This window comes from Occallatibacter sp. (assembly GCF_049582745.1).
Lineage (GTDB): Bacteria > Acidobacteriota > Terriglobia > Terriglobales > Acidobacteriaceae > Telmatobacter.
In genome coordinates this window covers 1-17786 of the sequence record NZ_JBAUUO010000129.1, presented here as the reverse complement: position 1 = coordinate 17786, position 17786 = coordinate 1, and the positions used below count along the sequence as shown (strand labels likewise).

The following is a 17786-nucleotide window of genomic DNA, read 5'->3' as shown; positions in this document are numbered from 1 at the left end:
GCGGACCGTGCCGCCATGCACCAATCTCGATCTGGCCGGTCTTGCGCCGGCGCGCCGATAGCTTCTTTGCCCAATCCTCACTGACACCAAACCGCTTCGCCAGTTCCTTCAGGCTTCCTTCCCCACGGTCATACGCCGCAAAGAACTTCCGGCGCAGATCGTTCGAGTATGGTTCCGGCATCTGGGTGTGCGGACAATCGCCACCTTTAGCTTGCAACACAAATGACCCCGTGCACAGTAACTAGTGAAATGCTCTAGATGCCTGGGCTTCCCTGTGTCTACTCGGCTGGCTTCCAGTTCGCATGCGGACGTGCCACCGCATACATCTCCGCGCCAATCTGCCGGAAGAGACCGTAGCGATCGCTCTTCGGATCGCCGCCTTCCTTGTATACGGTGTAGAGGTCGAAGTGGGTCCGATCGGGGATGTAGGTGAAGTGCGCATCGGCGTCCAGCGCCTTCAGCACGGCATCCATCTTGTGAGCCGCACCGTCGAGGTAGAACGTGTCGGCCGTGCCCACGAAGACGTGAATCTTGCCGCGCAGCAGCGGCCCGCGCTGTGGCCAGGTCGTCTGAACGATGTGCGCCAGATCGTAGTGGTCGTGCCAGTAGGCGACAACGGCAGGATCGACATCTCCGGTATTGCGATCGAACATCGGAATTGGGCGGCCATCAGGCCCGCGCGGCGAGAAAACCCACTCAAACGACGCAACCTGCCCGCCGTACGGTCCGAGCACGCGCTCGTTCCTGGTTAACTGCTCGAATGTGCCGAGCACTTTTGCATGATCGCGAATGATCGGATAGGGCGTTCCATCCGGACGGCGATAGACGTTGGCGTGCGGCGCGTAGAGATCGATGCTGCTGAAATCATGAAAATCGCTGGGATCGGGTGAGGTGGACCACGTACCGCCGAAGATCGCCGGATAATCGATCTGCAACTGCAGGGTTGCCCATCCGCCGGAGGAATGGCCCTGCAGGAACCGCCCACTCGGCCGCGCATCCATGCGGTACTTCTTCTCAAGATAGGGAATGTACTCCGTGGTGAGTGCAGTGCCCCACGGTCCGTTGTTCACCGAGTCGTCGAATTCGTGTGTCCCTGTGGGGCACGACTCATCGAGCATGACCCAGATCATCGGGGGAAGCTTGTGTTTCGCCATCATGTCGAGCATGAGTCCGCCGGAACTTTTCTCGTACCAAAAGGGCGCCCCAAATCCGTGCGTCCAATAGACGGTTGGATAGCGATCCTTCGGGTGCTCGTCGTAGTCGGGTGGTGTGATGACCCACGCGCGAATATGAGTAGGCCGGCCGGAAAACGCGGTGAGCACGGGACTCAGGAAGTCTTCGAGGTGCGCATCCTTCTCAAAGCCCGGAGGATTTGGGCCGGCAGCGCGTTCAGCGACGACATCGCTCAGGGTAAAAACGGGCTCGGCTCCCTGCCCCGGCGTGAACGATGCCAGAGATACGACGTCGCTGACCAGATCGCCGGGGCTGCGGCCGCCGTAGTTGTAGTTATGATTCACGTCAAGCACGGCCTGCGCCTGGTAGTCTCCCGGCTTCAGCGACGAAAAGCCGCCGGGAAAAGCGAGGTCGTCGGTGTCGACATCCACGGATGATCCGGCAGTCAGATCTGAAACATCCTTTGCCGCCACATAGACGGAAGGCGGCTGCAGGGGATTCTCATCGACTTGCTTCGCTCCCGTTCCAGTGGTGAGAAAGATGAGCATGCGGCCGGAGACCGGTGTCGTGAACCTTGGACCGACAGTCACACGAAAGAAGAGGTGTTGCGGTTGCTGCGCAAATGCGCCCAACGAGCAGAGGACAAACGTTTGAGCGAGGCAAAGTTTGCGGGGAATGTGCATGGTGAAGGAATTGTATGAGGCGGCGCACAGTACAAGCAATGAAAAGTCGCTATCGAGATGCTTGCGTGTACCGCCGAATCCATGCGGTTCGCGGTGCAGGTCATCGAACCGATAGCGGATCTGAAGTGACCGGCACTGGCAACGGCTGGGGTAACGCAAGCTTGAGACTCTTTCCCAGTCCGAGTTGACTAAGCCTTAGCATTTTTCCCGCATCGCTCGCCATCAGGGGTTTGCTGAAAAAATAACCTTGCACTTCGTTGCAGCCACGAGCTTCGAGAAATAGCATTTGCGTTTCGGTTTCGACGCATTCGGCAATCACCTTCAAGTTCAGAGCCTTGCCCATATCGATAATGGCGGATGTGATGGCCGCGTCGTCAGGATTTCTTTCAACGTTCTTAATGAATGAGCCGTCAATCTTGAGCTTTCCAACCGGGAACTGCCTCAAGTAGCTGAGGCTGGAGTAGCCTGTGCCAAAGTCGTCGATCGCCAGTTTCACTCCCATGCTCTTCAATTCTTCAAGAAGTGCGAAAATCGAATTCCCGCTCGCCAACAAGAGACTTTCAGTGAGTTCGAGTTCAAGGCATTCGGGCGCAAGACCGGTATCGTGAAGGACAGCCCTGACCAGGTCGCAGAAACCTTCCTGGCGAAACTGTATTGCCGACACGTTCACTGCAATAAAAGGCACAGAAAGGCCTGCATCTTGCCATGCCCGGGTTTGGGCACAACTCGTCCTCAGCGCCCATTCGCCAATCGGAATAATAAGTCCGCTGTTTTCGGCAACGGGTATAAACCTGTTCGGCGGCACCAAACCCTCTCTGGGGTGTTGCCAGCGAAGGAGCAATTCGAATCCAATGATCTTCCGCGTGATCACATCGATCTGCGGTTGATACATCATAAAAAGCTCTCTCTTCTCCAATGCCGTGCGTAGTTCGTTTTCAAGCACAAGCCGTTCAAGAACCTGGGCGTTCATTTCATCGGTAAAGAAACGGTAGGTGTAACGGCCGCTGTCTTTGGCGCAATACATTGCCGCATCGGCATTCTTGATCAACACCTCCTCGTCAAGACCATGCTCCGGAAAAATGCTGATCCCGATGCTGCAAGTCACTTTGAAGGTATGCCCCAGGATTACGAATTCGTTTTCCAATTCTCTTCCAATTCGTTCTGCTGTAATCGCTACGTCCGCCTCATCCTTCACAGCCGTTAGAACAATAAGAAATTCATCCCCGCCGACCCGGGCAGCCGTATCTTCTTTGCGCGCCAGTCTCTTGAGTCTCATCGCAACCTCTGTAAGCAGCAGGTCGCCATACGAGTGCCCGAGAGAGTCATTGATAATCTTGAATCGATCGAGATCGAGGAACAGGATTGCTACCTTTTCATTACGACGAACGGCCCCTGCGAGTGCGTTCACGACGCGATCTTTAAGCAAGGCTCGATTGGGCAGGCCGGTCAACGAATCGTAATACGCCAGATACTGAACCTGATCTTCGGCCGTCTTCCGGTCGGTGATATCCACAAGTCCGGCTTCGAAGGATGTGCGTGATGCGTCTGCATGATTCGCGAGTCTGATATTGACAAGCACCCATCTCCAACTGCCGTCGCGGCGCTGGAATTTGCATTCTGTATTTCGAATCTGTGCCTTTTCGACAATCGAATCCTCATCGAAATGCCGGTGGAATTGTGAGGTGATCCGCTTTGCCTCCAGGCCGTTTTCGAGCAATGCTTCGCGGCTTGCAAAGCCCAGGATCAGAGCGCAAGTTTCATTACAGTCAACAATCTCACCCTCTGCATTGGCGACATACAAGCCGGTCAGATTGCGTTCGAAAATCCGGCGATACTTTTCCTCCAACAGGACTTCATTTTCGAGCCGGGCTTTGATGAGTTGCGTCTGGCTGCGAACCCGCCTGCGCAAAATGACGACCCACCCGAAAACCGCCATTGTCAGGATTACGAATGCAAAAACGATGAAAGCCGCGCGCCGACTGGTCAGCCAGGGGGGGAGAGGCAAGCAAGTCGATGTCATGGGGGGACCGCAATACGATTTCAAACACACTCGGGTTCCCATTCTCATCCGTCTTGATCGAGCAGATCCCTGTCAGTTGGAGTCTGCTCCCGATCGAAGGCGGCAAACCGTGCTCAGCCGGTACAGCGAAATTGGCAGCGAAGTTGACGTGATCGTCAGACTGCATGGCGAGAGAGTAGGAACCATTCACCGGATTCACTGCCTGAACGGTTCCTGAGATTCTCACGAGTCCAGCGTCATACCCGCCCTTCAGAGCCGATTGACCATCGATCCTCACGGGAATCAGGGATTGGTGCTTACCCATTGGGCGAATGGCTGCGGACCTCAATACCGTGCTGTAATTGCCTCTCGCCGGGAACCCAACGACTTCGACTTCGTCTCCTTGGTTGCCGGTAAAACCATCCTGGCTTTCTGCATAAACGCCACCTGTCGCATCCATTAAGAAGATTCCCTGGGCGGGGAATCGTGCGGTGATCGTACCAATCACCTTCACTCGATGAAGGTCGTCTGATTGCGCCGAAAATGTCCCGATTTTGGTCACCGGCGTTGCAAGCACTGCAAAAGGGTCTGCCGGTGCGGCTTTGAGGACGTTGCTGTATTCCATGCCGGGCATCATGAGGTGGATGGCCACAAGCTGGTTTCTTCGATTGAATGCCGCACCGCAGACACCTTGGAACCGCACTTTAGCGTCAACCATGGCCATAGGAAATGGGGCATGATAGTTTGGCACTCGGACGGTGAACACTCCGGTCGGGGTTGCAGTGTCGATGACAAGAACGCTTCCTTCCGCTTCAAGGACGAAAGATCGAACAACACCCTCCATTTCGACCCACTGGCTGTCGGACGAGCCCGTTGCTGCTTGTTCGAAGCTGACGCGAACGGGATCTGGAAGAGGAGCGGTGCCGAGATTCTTCCACTGCGGATTCGCCACGTAAGGGGAAAACCCAGCCCCACCGGTTCCTCGAAGATCCAGGAGCTGTCCGACCTTCGGTGGGGGCACTTTCAATCCTCTGAGGTCGACCCAGATCCCCGCCGCTGCATCCTGTACAAAAAGATCGGGCCCTACCGGGTCGTAGTAGGTCACTACCGCCCGCACATGAATCCGAGCAGGGCGACCCGAACCATCGACCTGGAGTTCGCGCAATTGAGCGAGCGAGGTCAGAGTTCGCGAACCGGACGAGGGCGAAGTCTCGCCAAATCCTGTGCCAAAACCGCAAAAAACAAGGGTTAAGGCCGCAATTCGGAGCACCCCACACGGCTTCACGATCCGCTGGTCTGATGAATGATTGTCCTCAATGGAGAACATGAAGGGTATATCGGACACTAAGCCGGTTTTGTTCAGTAACTCCAATGAACGAAAGTGCGTTTCGTGTTGACCTGGGATCTTCATCCGGTCGCGAGTCGCGGGTGCAGGGACATACCGGTGAAGAAGACCTTCCCGCGGATTCAGATCCTATCGATCAGGCCTGCAATCGGGTGTCTTCACGGCTCACTTTTAGAATTGTTGCGGTTGGTTAACCGGCTACACGGACATTACTCCTCACAGGTCTCCGAATCGAGCGTTGAAGCACCTGAGAGACTATTGCCTTTGCCACATCATATCGACACGGACGGGAATTTCATTCTTGATCGGAACGGTTGAGAAAGGACGGGCGGTCGATTTTGAAATCGGAGCAGAGTGCGGGGATGGTTCCAACAATGGCTGCCACGCTGTTTACCGGTCCGCTGGCCAAGGCGAAAGGCAATGGGAAGGGTGGTGATCAGACCCAGCTTCTGGTGAATCTTCAGCATCTTGGTCCGCTTCGCAAGCGTGGCCTGCAGCTCTGTGTTGGCCTGTGTCTGCTGCGGCGTGAAGCCGAGATCGGAGAGCGAAGGAGCATTGGGATTCGCCGGAGCGCCCTGCTCTTGTTGCGGCGCATTGGGAAGGGCTTCTGCGCCTTTGGTCGCGGGGCTCACGGTGAGGTCGGTTGTTTGTGCGGCAGCCAGCGTGACTTTGATTGGCGGAGCCTGCAACTCTCCCGCAACCGCGGACACCATGTAATCCCCACCCGCAAGATCGTGGATGGAATACATCCCGTCCTTGCCGGTCTTGGCGCTGAACGTCTGACCCGTCGCTACGCTCTTCGCGGATACAGTCGCACTTGCAACCGCGTGACCGGCGGAGTCACTTACCTTGCCAGAGAGAGTGTAATTCTGCGCAAATGCCGGAGCGGTAACAACACAGCAAAACAGGAAGGCTCGCATCGCAACGGCGAACATTCCCTTTGTGATCGACATGTGTCTTCTCCTGATCGGAGGGCGGGAGAGGAGATTCTTCGAACTTTCAGACGAAGTCGAGTATGCCGCAGTGAGCGCACAATTGGAAGGCTGGAACCGGAAGTGCGAGATGAAGATTTCGTCATCTTCACAAGATACGAAAGACGTCGCCGCACCATGAACAAATGGAGTGACGCGCGACGATTGCGGCACTCCAAGATGTTTCCAGTTGCATTGAACTCGCGTCGCGCCAACCGGAGTCAGCCGCGCCGCATGCGCACCGGCTCCGGTGGGTAATCCGCGCGATCTGCGGCGGCGGCGGGCTTCCGCTCGACAACGGTGGTGTCATGCCGCTCGCTCACCAGATCGTCGAAGAGCGCGCGATAGTGAATCATGGCGCGGCGCAAGTCTTCGGTGCTGGCCTGTCCCTTCGCTTGGCGAACCGCGATCTCGTGCGCAGAGCGGTAGTTCTGCGTGACGATAGGATGGTCGACGGAGATGTCGGCGGCGCGCTGCTCAAAGTCGCCCACGGGGTAGCCGCAGGTTGCCATCAGGTCGCCGATAAGCTGGTCAGCCTCGGCGACTGCGCCTGCCGGAGCATCCACAAAGCGTGCCTGCACGCGATCCCACGACTCGGTAAACCGAGTTCGATCCTCCACGGTGAGCGCACGAATGTGGAACTTCTTCACGCGCTCGGTGCGCTCCTCGAGCCGGGACTCGGCAATGCGCTTATTGCCTCCCTCGGCAACGGCGCGATCGTACTCGGCACCGAAGTGCTCGCGAAGTTTCCCGGTGCGGCGCTTTTGTAGAAATGCGACGACGATGGCGCCGATCACGACCACGATGACGGCAACAATGATGGCGATCTGGGTGGGGGTAAGTGCGTGTATATCCATAGCCCGGGGTCCTCCTGCTTCTAAACGTTTAGATACGGTTTATTGCAACTGCGCCTTCGCTGAAATCCCTGCCTCGCAAGCCCAGAACGCAGAACGGGTACGACTTGGTACACGTGATGTTGGAGACCCTCGACGTGGCGGGGGTTGCCTCTCACGTTTCCGCCCGGACGCATGCTTTGTCCCGATCAAAACGATTGCTGGAATTCGCTGATTTTTGTTCCGGCGACGGCGCCATTTGTACAGGTGACTTTCGAGAGCCTTGGGGCGCGATGGGAGGTTGAGAACACCCTGCGGGCGGGTAGACTGATGCGAGCGTCAAATCTGGAGGAGTTTATGAGATTTTCCCGGCTATTTGCCGTGCCGGTTCTTGCACTCGTTTGTTTGGCAGGTGCCAATTCGCGTGCGGCCGCGCAGATCAGCATCAGCATTGGAGTGGCGCCGGTGTGCCCCTATGGCTTCTTCAATTACGCGCCCTATCAATGCGCGCCCTTCGGCTACTACGGTCCGGAGTGGTTCAGCGGAGGCGTGTTTTATGGCGCCGGGCCATGGTTCCGCGGCCCTGTGGGATTTCATGGCTACATCAACCATGACTACGATCCGCATTTCGGATACCGCGGTCCCTTCCCCGCGCGCGGCGAGCATGCCGACTGGGGCAGACACCGCGGCTGGGAACATCAATGGCATGGAAATGAGTATCACAACGAAGTCCGGCACGATAACGGGAACCACAATGGCCATTACCAGGACCACGGCAATCACGCCGTCAGCCACGGCAACCCGCACAACGACAGTCGTGGCAATGGTCACAACGACAATCATGGCCGCGACCACGACAATAAGGACCACGGCCACGGACACGACAAATAGCCCCGCCTGACACAATCACCAAATGAAAAAGCCCCACGAGTGCAACTCACTCATGGGGCTTTCGTAATGGAGTCAAGGGTCGAACCGGTCTTATCGGCTCGTAGCGATCATCTGCGCCGCGTGCTGCAGGCTGGTCTCCGTCACCTTCGCGCCGGAGAGCATGCGCGCCACTTCGTGGGTGCGTGCACGGTCGTCCAGCAGGCGAATATGCATCTTGGTGCGGCCGTGGTCTTCCTTCTTCTCCACAACAAAATGCTGATCCGCGAAAGCGGCGATCTGGGGCAGATGGGTCACGCAAAGCACTTGCTGAGCGCGACCCAGCGCCTTGAGCTTCTGGCCAACAGCGTCGGCAGCGCGTCCGCCAATGCCAATGTCGATTTCGTCGAAGACCAGCGTGCGCGGCGTGGGCAGTTTCTTTCTTGTTTTCGACGAGGCCTCTTCGACCGCAACTTTCAGCGCCAGCATCACGCGCGACATTTCGCCGCCTGAAGCGATCTCGTGCAGCGCCTTCAGCGGTTCGCCGGGATTGGTCGCGATGCGGTATTCCACTTCATCCCAGCCGTGGGCGCTCCACGCAGATTCCTGTTCGTTGCGGGCAACAGAAATCTCAAACCGCACCTTCATCGCCAGCGAATTCATCTCCGTCTCAGCGAGCTTGGCGAGCTTAACACCGGCCGCCTTGCGCTGCTCAGAAAGCGAAGCAGCAGCCTGCCGATACGCGTCTGCGGATTTCGCCAGCGCCGCGCGCAGCACCTTCAGGGTCTCGTCGCGATCTTCAACTTCCGCCAGTTTGCGCGCCACTTCCTCGCCCAGCGCGATCACGTCGGCAACGGTCTTGCCGTACTTGCGTTTCAGGCGATCGAGCAGCGCCAGTCGATCTTCAATCTCCGCCAGCCTGTCCGGCGAAGCATTGATGCGTTCGGCATAGTCGCGCAGCGTGGCGCTCACGTCGCCCACAATGGCACGAGCTGACTCAACCTGCTGCGCGGCTTCATTGAACTTTGGGTCATATCGCGCAAGTTCCTCGAGATTGCGACCGGCAGCCCTCAGTGCGGCTTCAGCCGATGCTCCGCCCTCGTAAAGCTGATCGAACGCGCTCATCGCGGCGGCGTAGAGCTTCTCGGCATTGGCAAGCACGCGCTTTTCGGTTTCAAGTGCTTCGTCTTCGCCTGCGACAAGATTGGCAGCGCCGATCTCCTTCGCCTGGTAGCTCCACAGGTCGACCATGCGCAGGCGGTCTTGTTCGTTTGTCAGCAGTTCATCGAGCTTCGCCTGCGCTGCACGCCACCCTTCGTATGCCGCGGCCGCCTCGTCAGTCGAGATGGCCGCAAAGCGGTCCAGCAGAATCCGCTGCTGTGTCTGGTCGAAGCTCGAAAGCGTCTCCGACTGCGCGTGCACCAGCGCAAGTTCCGGGGCAAGCAACCTCAAAACCGCGACGGTCGCCGGTTGGTTGTTCACGAACACCCGGCCCTTGCCGGTCGAAAGAATCTCGCGGCGCAGGATGATTTCGGTGCCTTCGGCGTCGATCCCGTTTTCTTCGAGAACTGCTTCGGCGGCCGGCGTGGACTCAAACACACACGCCACAACCGCCTTGTCGGCTCCGTGGCGCACAATTTCCGTTGAGGCCTTGCCGCCCATCAGCAGCGCCAGCGCATCTACAAGAATGGATTTGCCCGCACCCGTTTCGCCGGTCAGCAGGTTCAAGCCCGGGCCGAAGACGGCAATGGCGTGATCGATAACAGCGTAATTTTCGGCGCGTAACTCTACCAGCATGAAAGGTGAATCCGAGCGCAGCATAGCACGAACCACAGGGGTTACGGCTAAGGTGCCTGAAATGCGCGGCTTCGAGTGCACCAGAACGATAACTTGGAGCGCCGCAACGCGTCTGATACCGTGGATATTGAGGTGAAAACCGATTTTCACAGCGATTTTGCTTCTCGCATTTCAAGCTGACGGTGGCGTTCCGCCAGCCGCTGGCCCTGCAGCCCAAGGCGCCGGCGCGCTGATGGAGATGATGAGCAATATTGGAGGGATTGCACTCGCAGTCCTGGTCCTCTTGCTGATCGCCAGTCTCTACTCCTGGACCGTCATTCTGAGTAAGATGTCGATCTTCGGCCGCGCCACCCGCGAAAGCCGCAACTTCATCAATGCTTTTCGCCGCGCAACCCGCCTCAACGAAGTCGCCTCGATCGCCGACAACTACAAAAACAGTCCGCTGGCGCAGGTCTACCTCGACGTCTACGAAACATACAAGCGCCAGACCGGTGGCAGCGGACCGCCGCGCAGCATTACCCCGCTGGAGCGTTCGGCGCAGACCGCATCCAGTGAAGCGATCACCGCGCTGGAACGCCGCCTGATCTGGCTCGCCACCATCGCAGCCACCAGCCCATTCGTTGGCCTCTTCGGCACCGTCATGGGCGTTGTCGATGCATTTCACGGCCTGGGCACTGCCGGCGCGGCAACCCTGCGCGCCGTGGCGCCGGGCATCTCTGAAGCGCTCATCACCACCGCCGCGGGCCTTTTCGTGGCCGTACCCGCCGTTGTCGCGTACAACCAGTTCGCCGCTCGGATTCGTGTCTTCGCATCGGCCACCGACGACTTCTGCCGCGAGCTCTTGAATTCGTTGGAAGAGATTCCCGCGCGCGGATCGGCGGCTCCGCGCGACGAGCCTCAAGAGGTAGCACGTGGCTTTCACGACTAACAACGGCCGCACCCAATCCTCGCTCGCGGATATCAACATCACGCCGTTGGTTGACGTCGTGCTTGTGCTGCTCGTCATCTTCATGATTACGGCGCCCGTCTTGCAATCGGGAATTGAAGTCAACATCCCTAAGACGCGCACGGTAAAGGAAATCACCGAACAGCGCCTGGTGGTCACCATCGATCGCGACCAGAATGTTTTTCTCGGCGACAAGCCGGTGAACGTGCATGACCTGGGAAAACGGCTTCGCGATGCGAGCGGCGACTCCGGCAAGAAGGTGATCTATCTGCGCGCGGATGTGCGCGTGCCATTCGGCGCTTTTGCCAGTGTGATGGACGCGGTGAAACAAGCAGGCATCACGAATATCTCGGTGGTCACGCGGCCACTTGACCAAGCCGCGAAATAGCGGCGTCAGCGAGAAGGTCGAACGAGAACGATGAGCAGTTTCTTCCAGGGCGGCGAACATCTCCAGCAGGAGCTGGCCCCGGAGCCGTTTGCCCGGCCGGCTGCAGGATCGGTGCTGCTGCACTGCGCCATCATCATCGCCATCGTGCTCTACGGCATTATCGGAGGCTTCTTTCACCACAACCTGTGGGGCGGCAGCGGACCCGGCGGCGCCATCCAGGTAAATATCACGAGCGCAATCCCACTGCCCTCCGATCATCCGCCCAATCAAAATGTATTGGCAACCGAGAAGCCCAGCGAAGCGCCCGCACCTCCACAGCCGAAAGCCAAGCAGGCAGAAGATCAGACCGCGATTCCTATCGTAGGCAAGACGAAAAAGCAGGAACACGAGCAGGCCCAGCGGAATGTAGTCAAGCAGCAGCCCGTTCCCGACAAGGCGCAATATGGCGAGCAGGCGGGCTCCGTCATCCCGCATGCTGCGCAATCCGGCGTGGCCAACGGACCAACCACGCTTACCGATGCAAATTTCGGCGCGCAGTTCGGCTGGTACGTCGACAACATCAATCGCAAGATGGATGCAAACGGATATCGCTCGCTCGCCGATCCGCGCACACCCAAGGGAGCCAAGGCTTCCATAGAGTTCCGCATCCACAAAGACGGATCGCACAGCGATGAGCGCATCGACCGCTCCAGCGGAAGTCCGACATGGGATTCGGTTTGCGTTCGCGCCGCACAACGTGTTGATACCTTTGGCCCTTTGCCCGCGGGTTATCGCGACAGTTACCTGCAGGTCTACTTCGATTGCACTTACTAGGCGTCTCGAAACCCGTCCAAGTAAAATAGGGGACGAGACATACCGGCCGCGCTTTGCATGCTGCGCACACGCGAAACAGAGTCGTTCGAGACACGCAGAGTTTCCCCATCGCTCGAAAATTCACCCAGGAAGGGTTTAGCGTTCTCATGAAACTTACGTTGCGTTTTGGTTTTCCAGTTTTACTTCTTCTGGCAGCGATCGCTCCCCTTCCCACCTCTGCACAGGATTGGGTTCATACCGGGTCTGGATTGGGCAACGCGCCCATTCGCCTCGCGGCAGCGGACTTCAAGCTGGTCGGCGCCGACCCGCAGACTGCCGCATTGAAGGCCTCCTTCGACTCAACCCTCTTCAACGATCTGCAGAACTCCGGTATCTTCGACATGGTCTCGAAGAGCCTCGCCCCCCAAGCCTCGCCGGGTTCGCCGCAAGAGATCAATCTCTCCCAGTGGTCGGCAGACCCCTCTGCCGCCGCCATGGTCGCCTTCGGCGCGCTCTCCGCCACCAACGGCCGGCTCGTGGTCTACGGCTGGCTCGACGACACGCGTAACACCGCCAATCCGCAGGTCCTCGGCAAGCAGTACAACGAGGCAGCCAGCGAAGAAATGGCGCGCACCATCGCCCACCGCTTTGCCGACGAAATCATCTATCGCCTCGGCGGCGGCATCAACGGCATCGCCGAAACCAAAATCTACTTCATCAGTTCCCGCACCGGCTCCAAGGAAGTATGGGTGATGGACTACGACGGCCAGAACCAGCACGCCATCACGCACCTCGGCACAATATCAATGTCGCCGCGCATCTCGCCCGATAATTCCCGCATCGCTTTCGAGAGCCTTAACCGCGAAGGCTGGTCCATTCGCATGTATTCGCTCGATCTCGGTCGCACGGTCGCCTTCCCAGTCGGCACCGTGGGCGGAAGCAACACCACACCGTCATGGTCTTCCGACGGCGCAAAGATTGCGTTCTCTTCATCGCGCTCGGGTGACCCGGAGATCTGGATCACGGATGCGGCCGGCGGACAAGCGCACAAGATCACATCCTTCCGCGGACCCGACGTCTCTCCGAGTTGGAATCCACGCACCAACGCGCAGATTGCGTGGGTGAGCGGCCGCACAGGCCTGCCGCAGATCTACACCATGGACCAGGACGGCGCCAACGTCGCGCGCCTCACCGACGGCGGGTACGCGGTTTCTCCCTCGTGGTCGCCGAGCGGCCAGTGGCTCACCTTCGCGTGGAACCGCAAATACGGCCCCGGCGCACCCGGCGGCCAGGACATCTACGTGATGGATATCTCCACCCACAAGTGGCTCCAGCTCACCCACGAATCGGGGAGCAACGACTACCCCTCATGGTCGCCCGACAACCGCCACATCGTCTTCGAGCGCTCCATCGGCGGCAGAACCCAGATTTGGTCGATGCTTGTGGACGGCACGCAACAGCACCAGCTCACCACCACCGGCCAGAACTTCATGCCGAACTGGAGCTGGAAGTAGTGTCAGCAAGATAATCTTGCGGCGGGTAACCTGCCGTCAGGGATTCGCACCCAGGTCGCAGTCCGCCCTATCTGGGAGATGCCGACAGACCCGCGCACACCCAGCTTGTCGTTTCCGACGACGGTTTCGCCGACCCAGTCATCTGTGACCAAACAAGCCACGTACCGCAATGAAGGACACTTGCCCGTACTGTGACCTTCCGCACACCCCATTTTCCGCCGCCGCGTAAAAATGAAAGCGTCAGGCCCGCGGATCAGCTATCCGCTCCGGCCATGGAGAAGGAACACATGAGCGATCTCGCCCCTCTTGCCGAAGCAGTTGTCGTCGATCCGTTGGTCGGCCATCCCGCCGACTACCACGTCTTCCACAAATTCCTCGACCGCTGCAAATCCCTGCCCGCCATCACCACCGCCGTCTGCTGGCCGCTGTCCGACGTCGCGCTCCGAGGCGCCACTGAAGCCGCGGAGGAAGGCCTCATCAAGCCCACGCTCATCGGCGACGAAGCTGCCATGCGCGCCCTCGCCGCAGAGATCGGCGTCGACATCTCGCCCTACCCCATCCTCGATGCGGATAACGAAGTCAAAGCCGCCGAGATCTGCGTCAGCATGTGCCGCAGCGGAAGCGCCCAGGCCATGATGAAGGGCAGCCTCCACACCGACGAGCTGATGAAAGTGGCGATGGCCCGCGACACCGGCCTGCGCACCTCGCGCCGCATCACCCACGTCTTCGTCATGGACACGCCGGCCTACGCGCGCACCCTGCTCATCACCGACGCCGCCATCAACATCAAGCCCGAGTTCGAAGACAAGATTCACATCGTGCAGAACGCCATCGACCTGGCCCACGCTCTCGGCATTCCCGAGCCCAAGGTCGCCCTGCTCTCCGCCATCGAAACCGTCAACCCCAAGATCCCATCCACGATGGAAGCGGCCGCGCTGTGCAAGATGGCCGATCGCGGCCAGATCACCGGCGGTATTCTTGACGGACCGCTGGCCTTCGACACGGCTGTCAGCGCCCACGCCGCCGAGATCAAGCACCTCAACTCGCCCGTCACCGGCCAGGCCGACATTCTCGTCGTCCCCGATCTCGAAAGCGGCAACATGCTCGCCAAGCAGCTTGAATACCTCGGCGGCGCGCAACTTGCCGGCATTGTCCTCGGCGCACGCGTTCCCGTCATTCTCACCAGCCGCGCCGACTCCGCCGAAACCCGCCTCACCAGTTGCGCCGTAGCCTGCCTCCTCCACTACGCCACGCATCCCGTCGAAGCATAATCCGCCATCCCGAACTCGACTAGAAAAGGGCGTCAATTCCATTCCAGAATTGACGCCCTTTTTCTTCCTCTTCGGGCGTATCCTTCGAACGCGGCGATCTTCGCAGATTCTCGACACCCCTGATTCATCCCCAAAACTGATTCCCCCTGGGATGTCACCATCAAGTCACGTGCTATACGAATCTCACTGGAAAGGAAAAGCTCCATGCGCATGGATCAAGCCAAACCCGCAATCGCGCGCCGCAGATTCCTCGCTGCGATCGGCACTGCTCTTCCGGCATTCATCTCGTTCGCTCGTCTCGCGGATGCCCAGGACAAATCCGGCTTTCCCGACGGCTACGACGCAGTCCAGGCGGCTCCGGGCAGTCACAAGGTGATCTTCGAAAACGCATTGGTGCGCGTCCTCGAAGTCACTGTGCCCCCGCCAGGCAAGACCGAACCGATGCACCACCATCGCTGGCCGAGCTTCTTTCTTGATTGGGATACCGGTGGCTCATCACCGCATGTTCGTTACCATCGTCCGGATGGTAGCGTGCGCGACCAGCCGAGCATCAACGAGCCTGTCCATCCGGGCAAATGGAGCGTGGAATGGATGAAGCCGGAGCCGATGCACGCTATCGAGGTTGTCGACAAGCCGGAAAGCGCGGTCACAGAACCACCCCTCCTCCGTGTCGAAATCAAATGTGGCTCACAAAGCTGAACGCGCGCCAATGATTGTCCAAGTTGTGCGTCGCTGTTGCCGTTACTTACGGCAATCTCAAGCCGGCGGAAAATATCAACCTTGATTGAAGGGTGCCAGGTTCTTCAGAACTGCCAGATATTCACGGAACTTGAAACGCGTGGCGATGAACTGATCATGGGTGAGCTGCAACTCGTCGTTGATCAGCCTGATCTCACGCTCTTCGACAGTAGAAATCACCTTGTCGGCAGCGGCTACCGCAAAAAGGCAATCCAACAACGCCAGCCTCTGTTCCAGGGTTGCCATGTCTTTGAATTCATTCGTGACAAGGAAGTTTTCCGTACCTCCGAAAAGCGTCGCTTGTGTCTTCGCGATCTGTACAACGAGCACGGCCTGCTCCTAGGGAAGACTGCTGAGGCGGATCACCTGATGTTCCATCTCTTTGGTCTCTTCGTCACTGATATTCATATCGGCGCGAGCAACACGGCTCAGGATATATGCGAAAGCAGCAATGAAGCGGGCGCGCGCTGGTTCCAAATTGTCGAGTTGCCGCACAATTTTCCGTACCGTCTCGGTTTCATCTCGACCGAGACCATCCGATCCACTGCGGCCCTGGCCATCTTCCAACCGCCTCTTGAAAGAGTTCAAAAATTCCACGATGCCCATAATCGCCAATCACCGTCTCCAGATTGATCTTTTCTTTCCGCCTATAGGGCCATTCTAGTCTCAACTCCAATCTCTTCGAGTCGCCCGGAATCATCCAACTCGGATTGCTGAGAGTTGTACGGGTGCAAGACTGCATTGACTTCGTATCCGGTTAAAAGGGCAATTCCAGCCATATACATCCACAGCATCAGGATGATGATGGCGGCGAGGCTGCCATAGGTGGCACTGTAGTTGCCGAATTTGGAGACATAAGAGCGAAATGCAATCGAGGCAAGCAAAATCAGGATGGCGGCAGCCAGATTGCCGGACGAAATAAACCGGAACCTGACCTTCACATCCGGCCCGAACCGGTACGACACGGCTATGGCCAATAACAGTGCCGCGGCAATGATGATCCAGCGGAGAGTCGCAAAGAAGACGAGTAACGGTCGGCTCCAGCCGATGATCGAGGCAAGCGACGACTGAAGAACTCCTCCAAAGATCACCAGCGAAAGTGCTCCGATTGCCAGCAAAGCAAAAAGCACCAGCAGGAGAATCGCGATCCCCCGCGCCTTCCAGAAAGGCCTCCTTTCCTTGACGTCGCAGATCACGTTGAGCTGCTCCATGAGCGCATAAACACCGGTCGAGCCTGACCAGACCGTAAAGATCGCTCCGAATGTCAACAGTCCTCGCCGTCCTCCAGACGCGACGTGCCGATAGGTCCCAACAAAAAAACTTGCGGCCTGATCCGGCAGACCGCGCCCATTCAACAGTGGACCGTTGGCCGGGAAATGAACCGCCGCATTAAGAAGAAATTCGACGAAGTTGGCATTGAGATTCCCTTCCCCCACACCAGCGTCTACTTCGGCGAGGCCAGCAAGCCTTTTCAATTCCAGACGCAAGTCCCCGACTGTGAGCAATTGAAGGAGGTAAGTCGCGAACGGCAGAGGGAGGACAGCCGCGATGCGGGATGACGCTGGCTCGACGAGATCAGCTTTTCCGAGCAGACATTCCCACTGAATACATATCGCAACCGGTCATCGGCAGTTAAGGCCGCCGCGATTGAGACTTGGAAATGTCAAGCAACGTCTCTCTCCTTCTCGCCCTAACCCACTCATTCCATTCGGAAGATTTCAGCACCCCGTTTTGCAGGTAATTAATCCCGGATTTGCCATAATCGAATTGTGAGTCGGTTTTGCCCCAGCCTTGTCTGTTCTCGGTTAATCGCATCTAAGTCCAATGGGAAGAGGAATCTACGGGCAAACAAAGTGTTGAGAATAATTTGCGGCGCTCCTCTCCGCCAACGGCAATAATATACTTGACACACAAAGGCGAGCAACTAAACTCTTAGTTGCCGTGACAGGGCTGGCGCTAATCTGCGGAATCATAATTACCGGGACAAGTTTCGAACAATTTAGCGACGTGATCATAACGGGAGCACACGCGCGTGCTGTGTCCTCTGCCGAAGGCGTCCATGTAAGTGACCGACACAAAGAAGTAGAGAAGTTTTCGCCCATTAGCAATGCTTTCAATGCCCAATTTGTCCGTAGAACCTGTTTTAGGCATTACAACGAAGGCCGCACCGGGGAACACAGTAAAGGTGGCCTTCTCTTTGGCGTCCGATTTTTCGATCGGATGTTTGGCATACTGTACGGGATCAATTGGCACATCGGTGGCGTGCAACAAATAGGAGACATTCACACTGAGAGCTGGAGTCTTGCCGGAATTTATCAATGTTCCCTTGGCGATGATCGGATTGACCTTGCCCCCGCAAAACGTATCCCTTAGCGAACTGCTTTAATAGCGAAAGGGAAAACGACGATGAGGAATGGGAAGCGGGGCAGGTACACGCTTGAGTTCAAGCAGGAGGCAGTCCGGCTTGTG

General features: G+C 57.9%; 18 protein-coding genes and 1 pseudogene. 8 read left to right on the top strand and 11 right to left on the bottom strand.

Annotated elements, in window-relative coordinates:
- The 6 genes and pseudogenes from WCA10_RS18645 to WCA10_RS18620 form a co-directional block, all read right to left on the bottom strand.
- Positions 1-181: pseudogene (locus WCA10_RS18645) on the bottom strand (hypothetical protein); the annotation flags it as partial.
- 97 nt (positions 182-278) lie between these two features.
- Positions 279-1856 (bottom strand): alpha/beta hydrolase, encoded by a 1578-nt coding sequence (locus WCA10_RS18640; protein WP_472824022.1) that lies wholly within the window; start codon positions 1854-1856, stop codon positions 279-281.
- A 100-nt stretch (positions 1857-1956) separates the two neighbouring features.
- On the bottom strand, positions 1957-3702 hold the full coding sequence (locus tag WCA10_RS18635; protein ID WP_472824021.1) for a putative bifunctional diguanylate cyclase/phosphodiesterase: 1746 nt from the start codon (positions 3700-3702) through the stop codon (positions 1957-1959).
- A 7-nt stretch (positions 3703-3709) separates the two neighbouring features.
- Complete coding sequence (locus WCA10_RS18630) at positions 3710-5125, bottom strand: hypothetical protein (RefSeq protein ID WP_472824020.1); 1416 nt, start codon at positions 5123-5125, stop codon at positions 3710-3712.
- Between the two features lie 347 nt (positions 5126-5472).
- Entirely contained in the window at positions 5473-6153 is a 681-nt protein-coding gene (locus tag WCA10_RS18625) for a carboxypeptidase-like regulatory domain-containing protein (RefSeq protein WP_472824019.1), read from the bottom strand.
- A gap of 239 nt (positions 6154-6392) precedes the next feature.
- Complete coding sequence (locus WCA10_RS18620) at positions 6393-7028, bottom strand: hypothetical protein (protein WP_472824018.1); 636 nt, start codon at positions 7026-7028, stop codon at positions 6393-6395.
- A 333-nt stretch (positions 7029-7361) separates the two neighbouring features.
- Between WCA10_RS18620 and WCA10_RS18615 the strand changes: the two genes are divergently transcribed.
- The gene (locus tag WCA10_RS18615; protein ID WP_472824017.1) at positions 7362-7895 is read left to right on the top strand and encodes a hypothetical protein; all 534 of its coding nucleotides are present in this window, start codon (positions 7362-7364) and stop codon (positions 7893-7895) included.
- 90 nt (positions 7896-7985) lie between these two features.
- Here WCA10_RS18615 and recN read toward each other — a convergent pair whose 3' ends face one another.
- A complete protein-coding gene (gene recN / locus WCA10_RS18610; protein WP_472824016.1) occupies positions 7986-9668 on the bottom strand; it encodes a DNA repair protein RecN in 1683 nt (560 codons plus the stop codon).
- A gap of 157 nt (positions 9669-9825) precedes the next feature.
- Here recN and WCA10_RS18605 point away from each other — a divergent pair, with 157 nt between their 5' ends.
- From WCA10_RS18605 to WCA10_RS18580, 6 genes are all read left to right on the top strand, one after another.
- The gene (locus WCA10_RS18605; RefSeq protein WP_472824015.1) at positions 9826-10596 is read left to right on the top strand and encodes a MotA/TolQ/ExbB proton channel family protein; all 771 of its coding nucleotides are present in this window, start codon (positions 9826-9828) and stop codon (positions 10594-10596) included.
- Positions 10580-11002 (top strand): ExbD/TolR family protein, encoded by a 423-nt coding sequence (locus WCA10_RS18600; protein ID WP_472824014.1) that lies wholly within the window; start codon positions 10580-10582, stop codon positions 11000-11002. Before WCA10_RS18605 ends, WCA10_RS18600 begins: the two co-directional genes overlap by 17 nt.
- A 30-nt stretch (positions 11003-11032) precedes the next feature.
- Complete coding sequence (gene tolA, locus WCA10_RS18595; RefSeq protein ID WP_472824013.1) at positions 11033-11815, top strand: cell envelope integrity protein TolA; 783 nt, start codon at positions 11033-11035, stop codon at positions 11813-11815.
- Between the two features lie 146 nt (positions 11816-11961).
- Positions 11962-13308 (top strand): Tol-Pal system beta propeller repeat protein TolB, encoded by a 1347-nt coding sequence (tolB, locus tag WCA10_RS18590; protein WP_472824012.1) that lies wholly within the window; start codon positions 11962-11964, stop codon positions 13306-13308.
- Positions 13309-13595: 287 nt separating this feature from the next.
- Positions 13596-14579, top strand: a complete 984-nt coding sequence (locus WCA10_RS18585; protein WP_472824011.1) for a bifunctional enoyl-CoA hydratase/phosphate acetyltransferase — start codon at positions 13596-13598, stop codon at positions 14577-14579.
- A 204-nt stretch (positions 14580-14783) separates the two neighbouring features.
- On the top strand, positions 14784-15278 hold the full coding sequence (locus tag WCA10_RS18580) for a hypothetical protein (protein ID WP_472824010.1): 495 nt from the start codon (positions 14784-14786) through the stop codon (positions 15276-15278).
- A gap of 75 nt (positions 15279-15353) precedes the next feature.
- Here WCA10_RS18580 and WCA10_RS18575 read toward each other — a convergent pair whose 3' ends face one another.
- The 3 genes from WCA10_RS18575 to WCA10_RS18565 form a co-directional block, all read right to left on the bottom strand.
- The gene (locus WCA10_RS18575; protein WP_472824009.1) at positions 15354-15563 is read right to left on the bottom strand and encodes a TerB family tellurite resistance protein; all 210 of its coding nucleotides are present in this window, start codon (positions 15561-15563) and stop codon (positions 15354-15356) included.
- A gap of 93 nt (positions 15564-15656) precedes the next feature.
- Complete coding sequence (locus tag WCA10_RS18570) at positions 15657-15932, bottom strand: hypothetical protein (RefSeq protein ID WP_472824008.1); 276 nt, start codon at positions 15930-15932, stop codon at positions 15657-15659.
- 32 nt (positions 15933-15964) lie between these two features.
- Positions 15965-16753, bottom strand: coding sequence for a YihY/virulence factor BrkB family protein (locus WCA10_RS18565; protein WP_472824007.1), 789 nt, complete (start codon positions 16751-16753; stop codon positions 15965-15967).
- On the opposite strand from WCA10_RS18565, the gene WCA10_RS18560 reads away from it, so the two are divergent.
- Complete coding sequence (locus WCA10_RS18560) at positions 16694-16876, top strand: hypothetical protein (protein ID WP_472824006.1); 183 nt, start codon at positions 16694-16696, stop codon at positions 16874-16876. The genes WCA10_RS18565 and WCA10_RS18560 overlap by 60 nt on opposite strands.
- A gap of 397 nt (positions 16877-17273) precedes the next feature.
- On the opposite strand, the gene WCA10_RS18555 is transcribed toward WCA10_RS18560, so the two are convergent.
- The gene (locus WCA10_RS18555) at positions 17274-17603 is read right to left on the bottom strand and encodes a hypothetical protein (protein WP_472824005.1); all 330 of its coding nucleotides are present in this window, start codon (positions 17601-17603) and stop codon (positions 17274-17276) included.
- Between the last annotated feature and the right edge of the window lie 183 nt (positions 17604-17786).

Coding starts and splice junctions, on each gene's coding strand:
- WCA10_RS18575 (WP_472824009.1), bottom strand. CDS start 15,563: ATGGCAACCCTGGAACAGAGGCTGGCGTTGTTGGATTGCCTTTTTGCG.
- tolB (WP_472824012.1), top strand. CDS start 11,962: ATGAAACTTACGTTGCGTTTTGGTTTTCCAGTTTTACTTCTTCTGGCA.
- WCA10_RS18560 (WP_472824006.1), top strand. CDS start 16,694: ATGAACCGCCGCATTAAGAAGAAATTCGACGAAGTTGGCATTGAGATT.
- WCA10_RS18625 (WP_472824019.1), bottom strand. CDS start 6,153: ATGTCGATCACAAAGGGAATGTTCGCCGTTGCGATGCGAGCCTTCCTG.
- recN (WP_472824016.1), bottom strand. CDS start 9,668: ATGCTGGTAGAGTTACGCGCCGAAAATTACGCTGTTATCGATCACGCC.
- WCA10_RS18620 (WP_472824018.1), bottom strand. CDS start 7,028: ATGGATATACACGCACTTACCCCCACCCAGATCGCCATCATTGTTGCC.
- WCA10_RS18640 (WP_472824022.1), bottom strand. CDS start 1,856: ATGCACATTCCCCGCAAACTTTGCCTCGCTCAAACGTTTGTCCTCTGC.
- tolA (WP_472824013.1), top strand. CDS start 11,033: ATGAGCAGTTTCTTCCAGGGCGGCGAACATCTCCAGCAGGAGCTGGCC.
- WCA10_RS18585 (WP_472824011.1), top strand. CDS start 13,596: ATGAGCGATCTCGCCCCTCTTGCCGAAGCAGTTGTCGTCGATCCGTTG.
- WCA10_RS18615 (WP_472824017.1), top strand. CDS start 7,362: ATGAGATTTTCCCGGCTATTTGCCGTGCCGGTTCTTGCACTCGTTTGT.
- WCA10_RS18580 (WP_472824010.1), top strand. CDS start 14,784: ATGCGCATGGATCAAGCCAAACCCGCAATCGCGCGCCGCAGATTCCTC.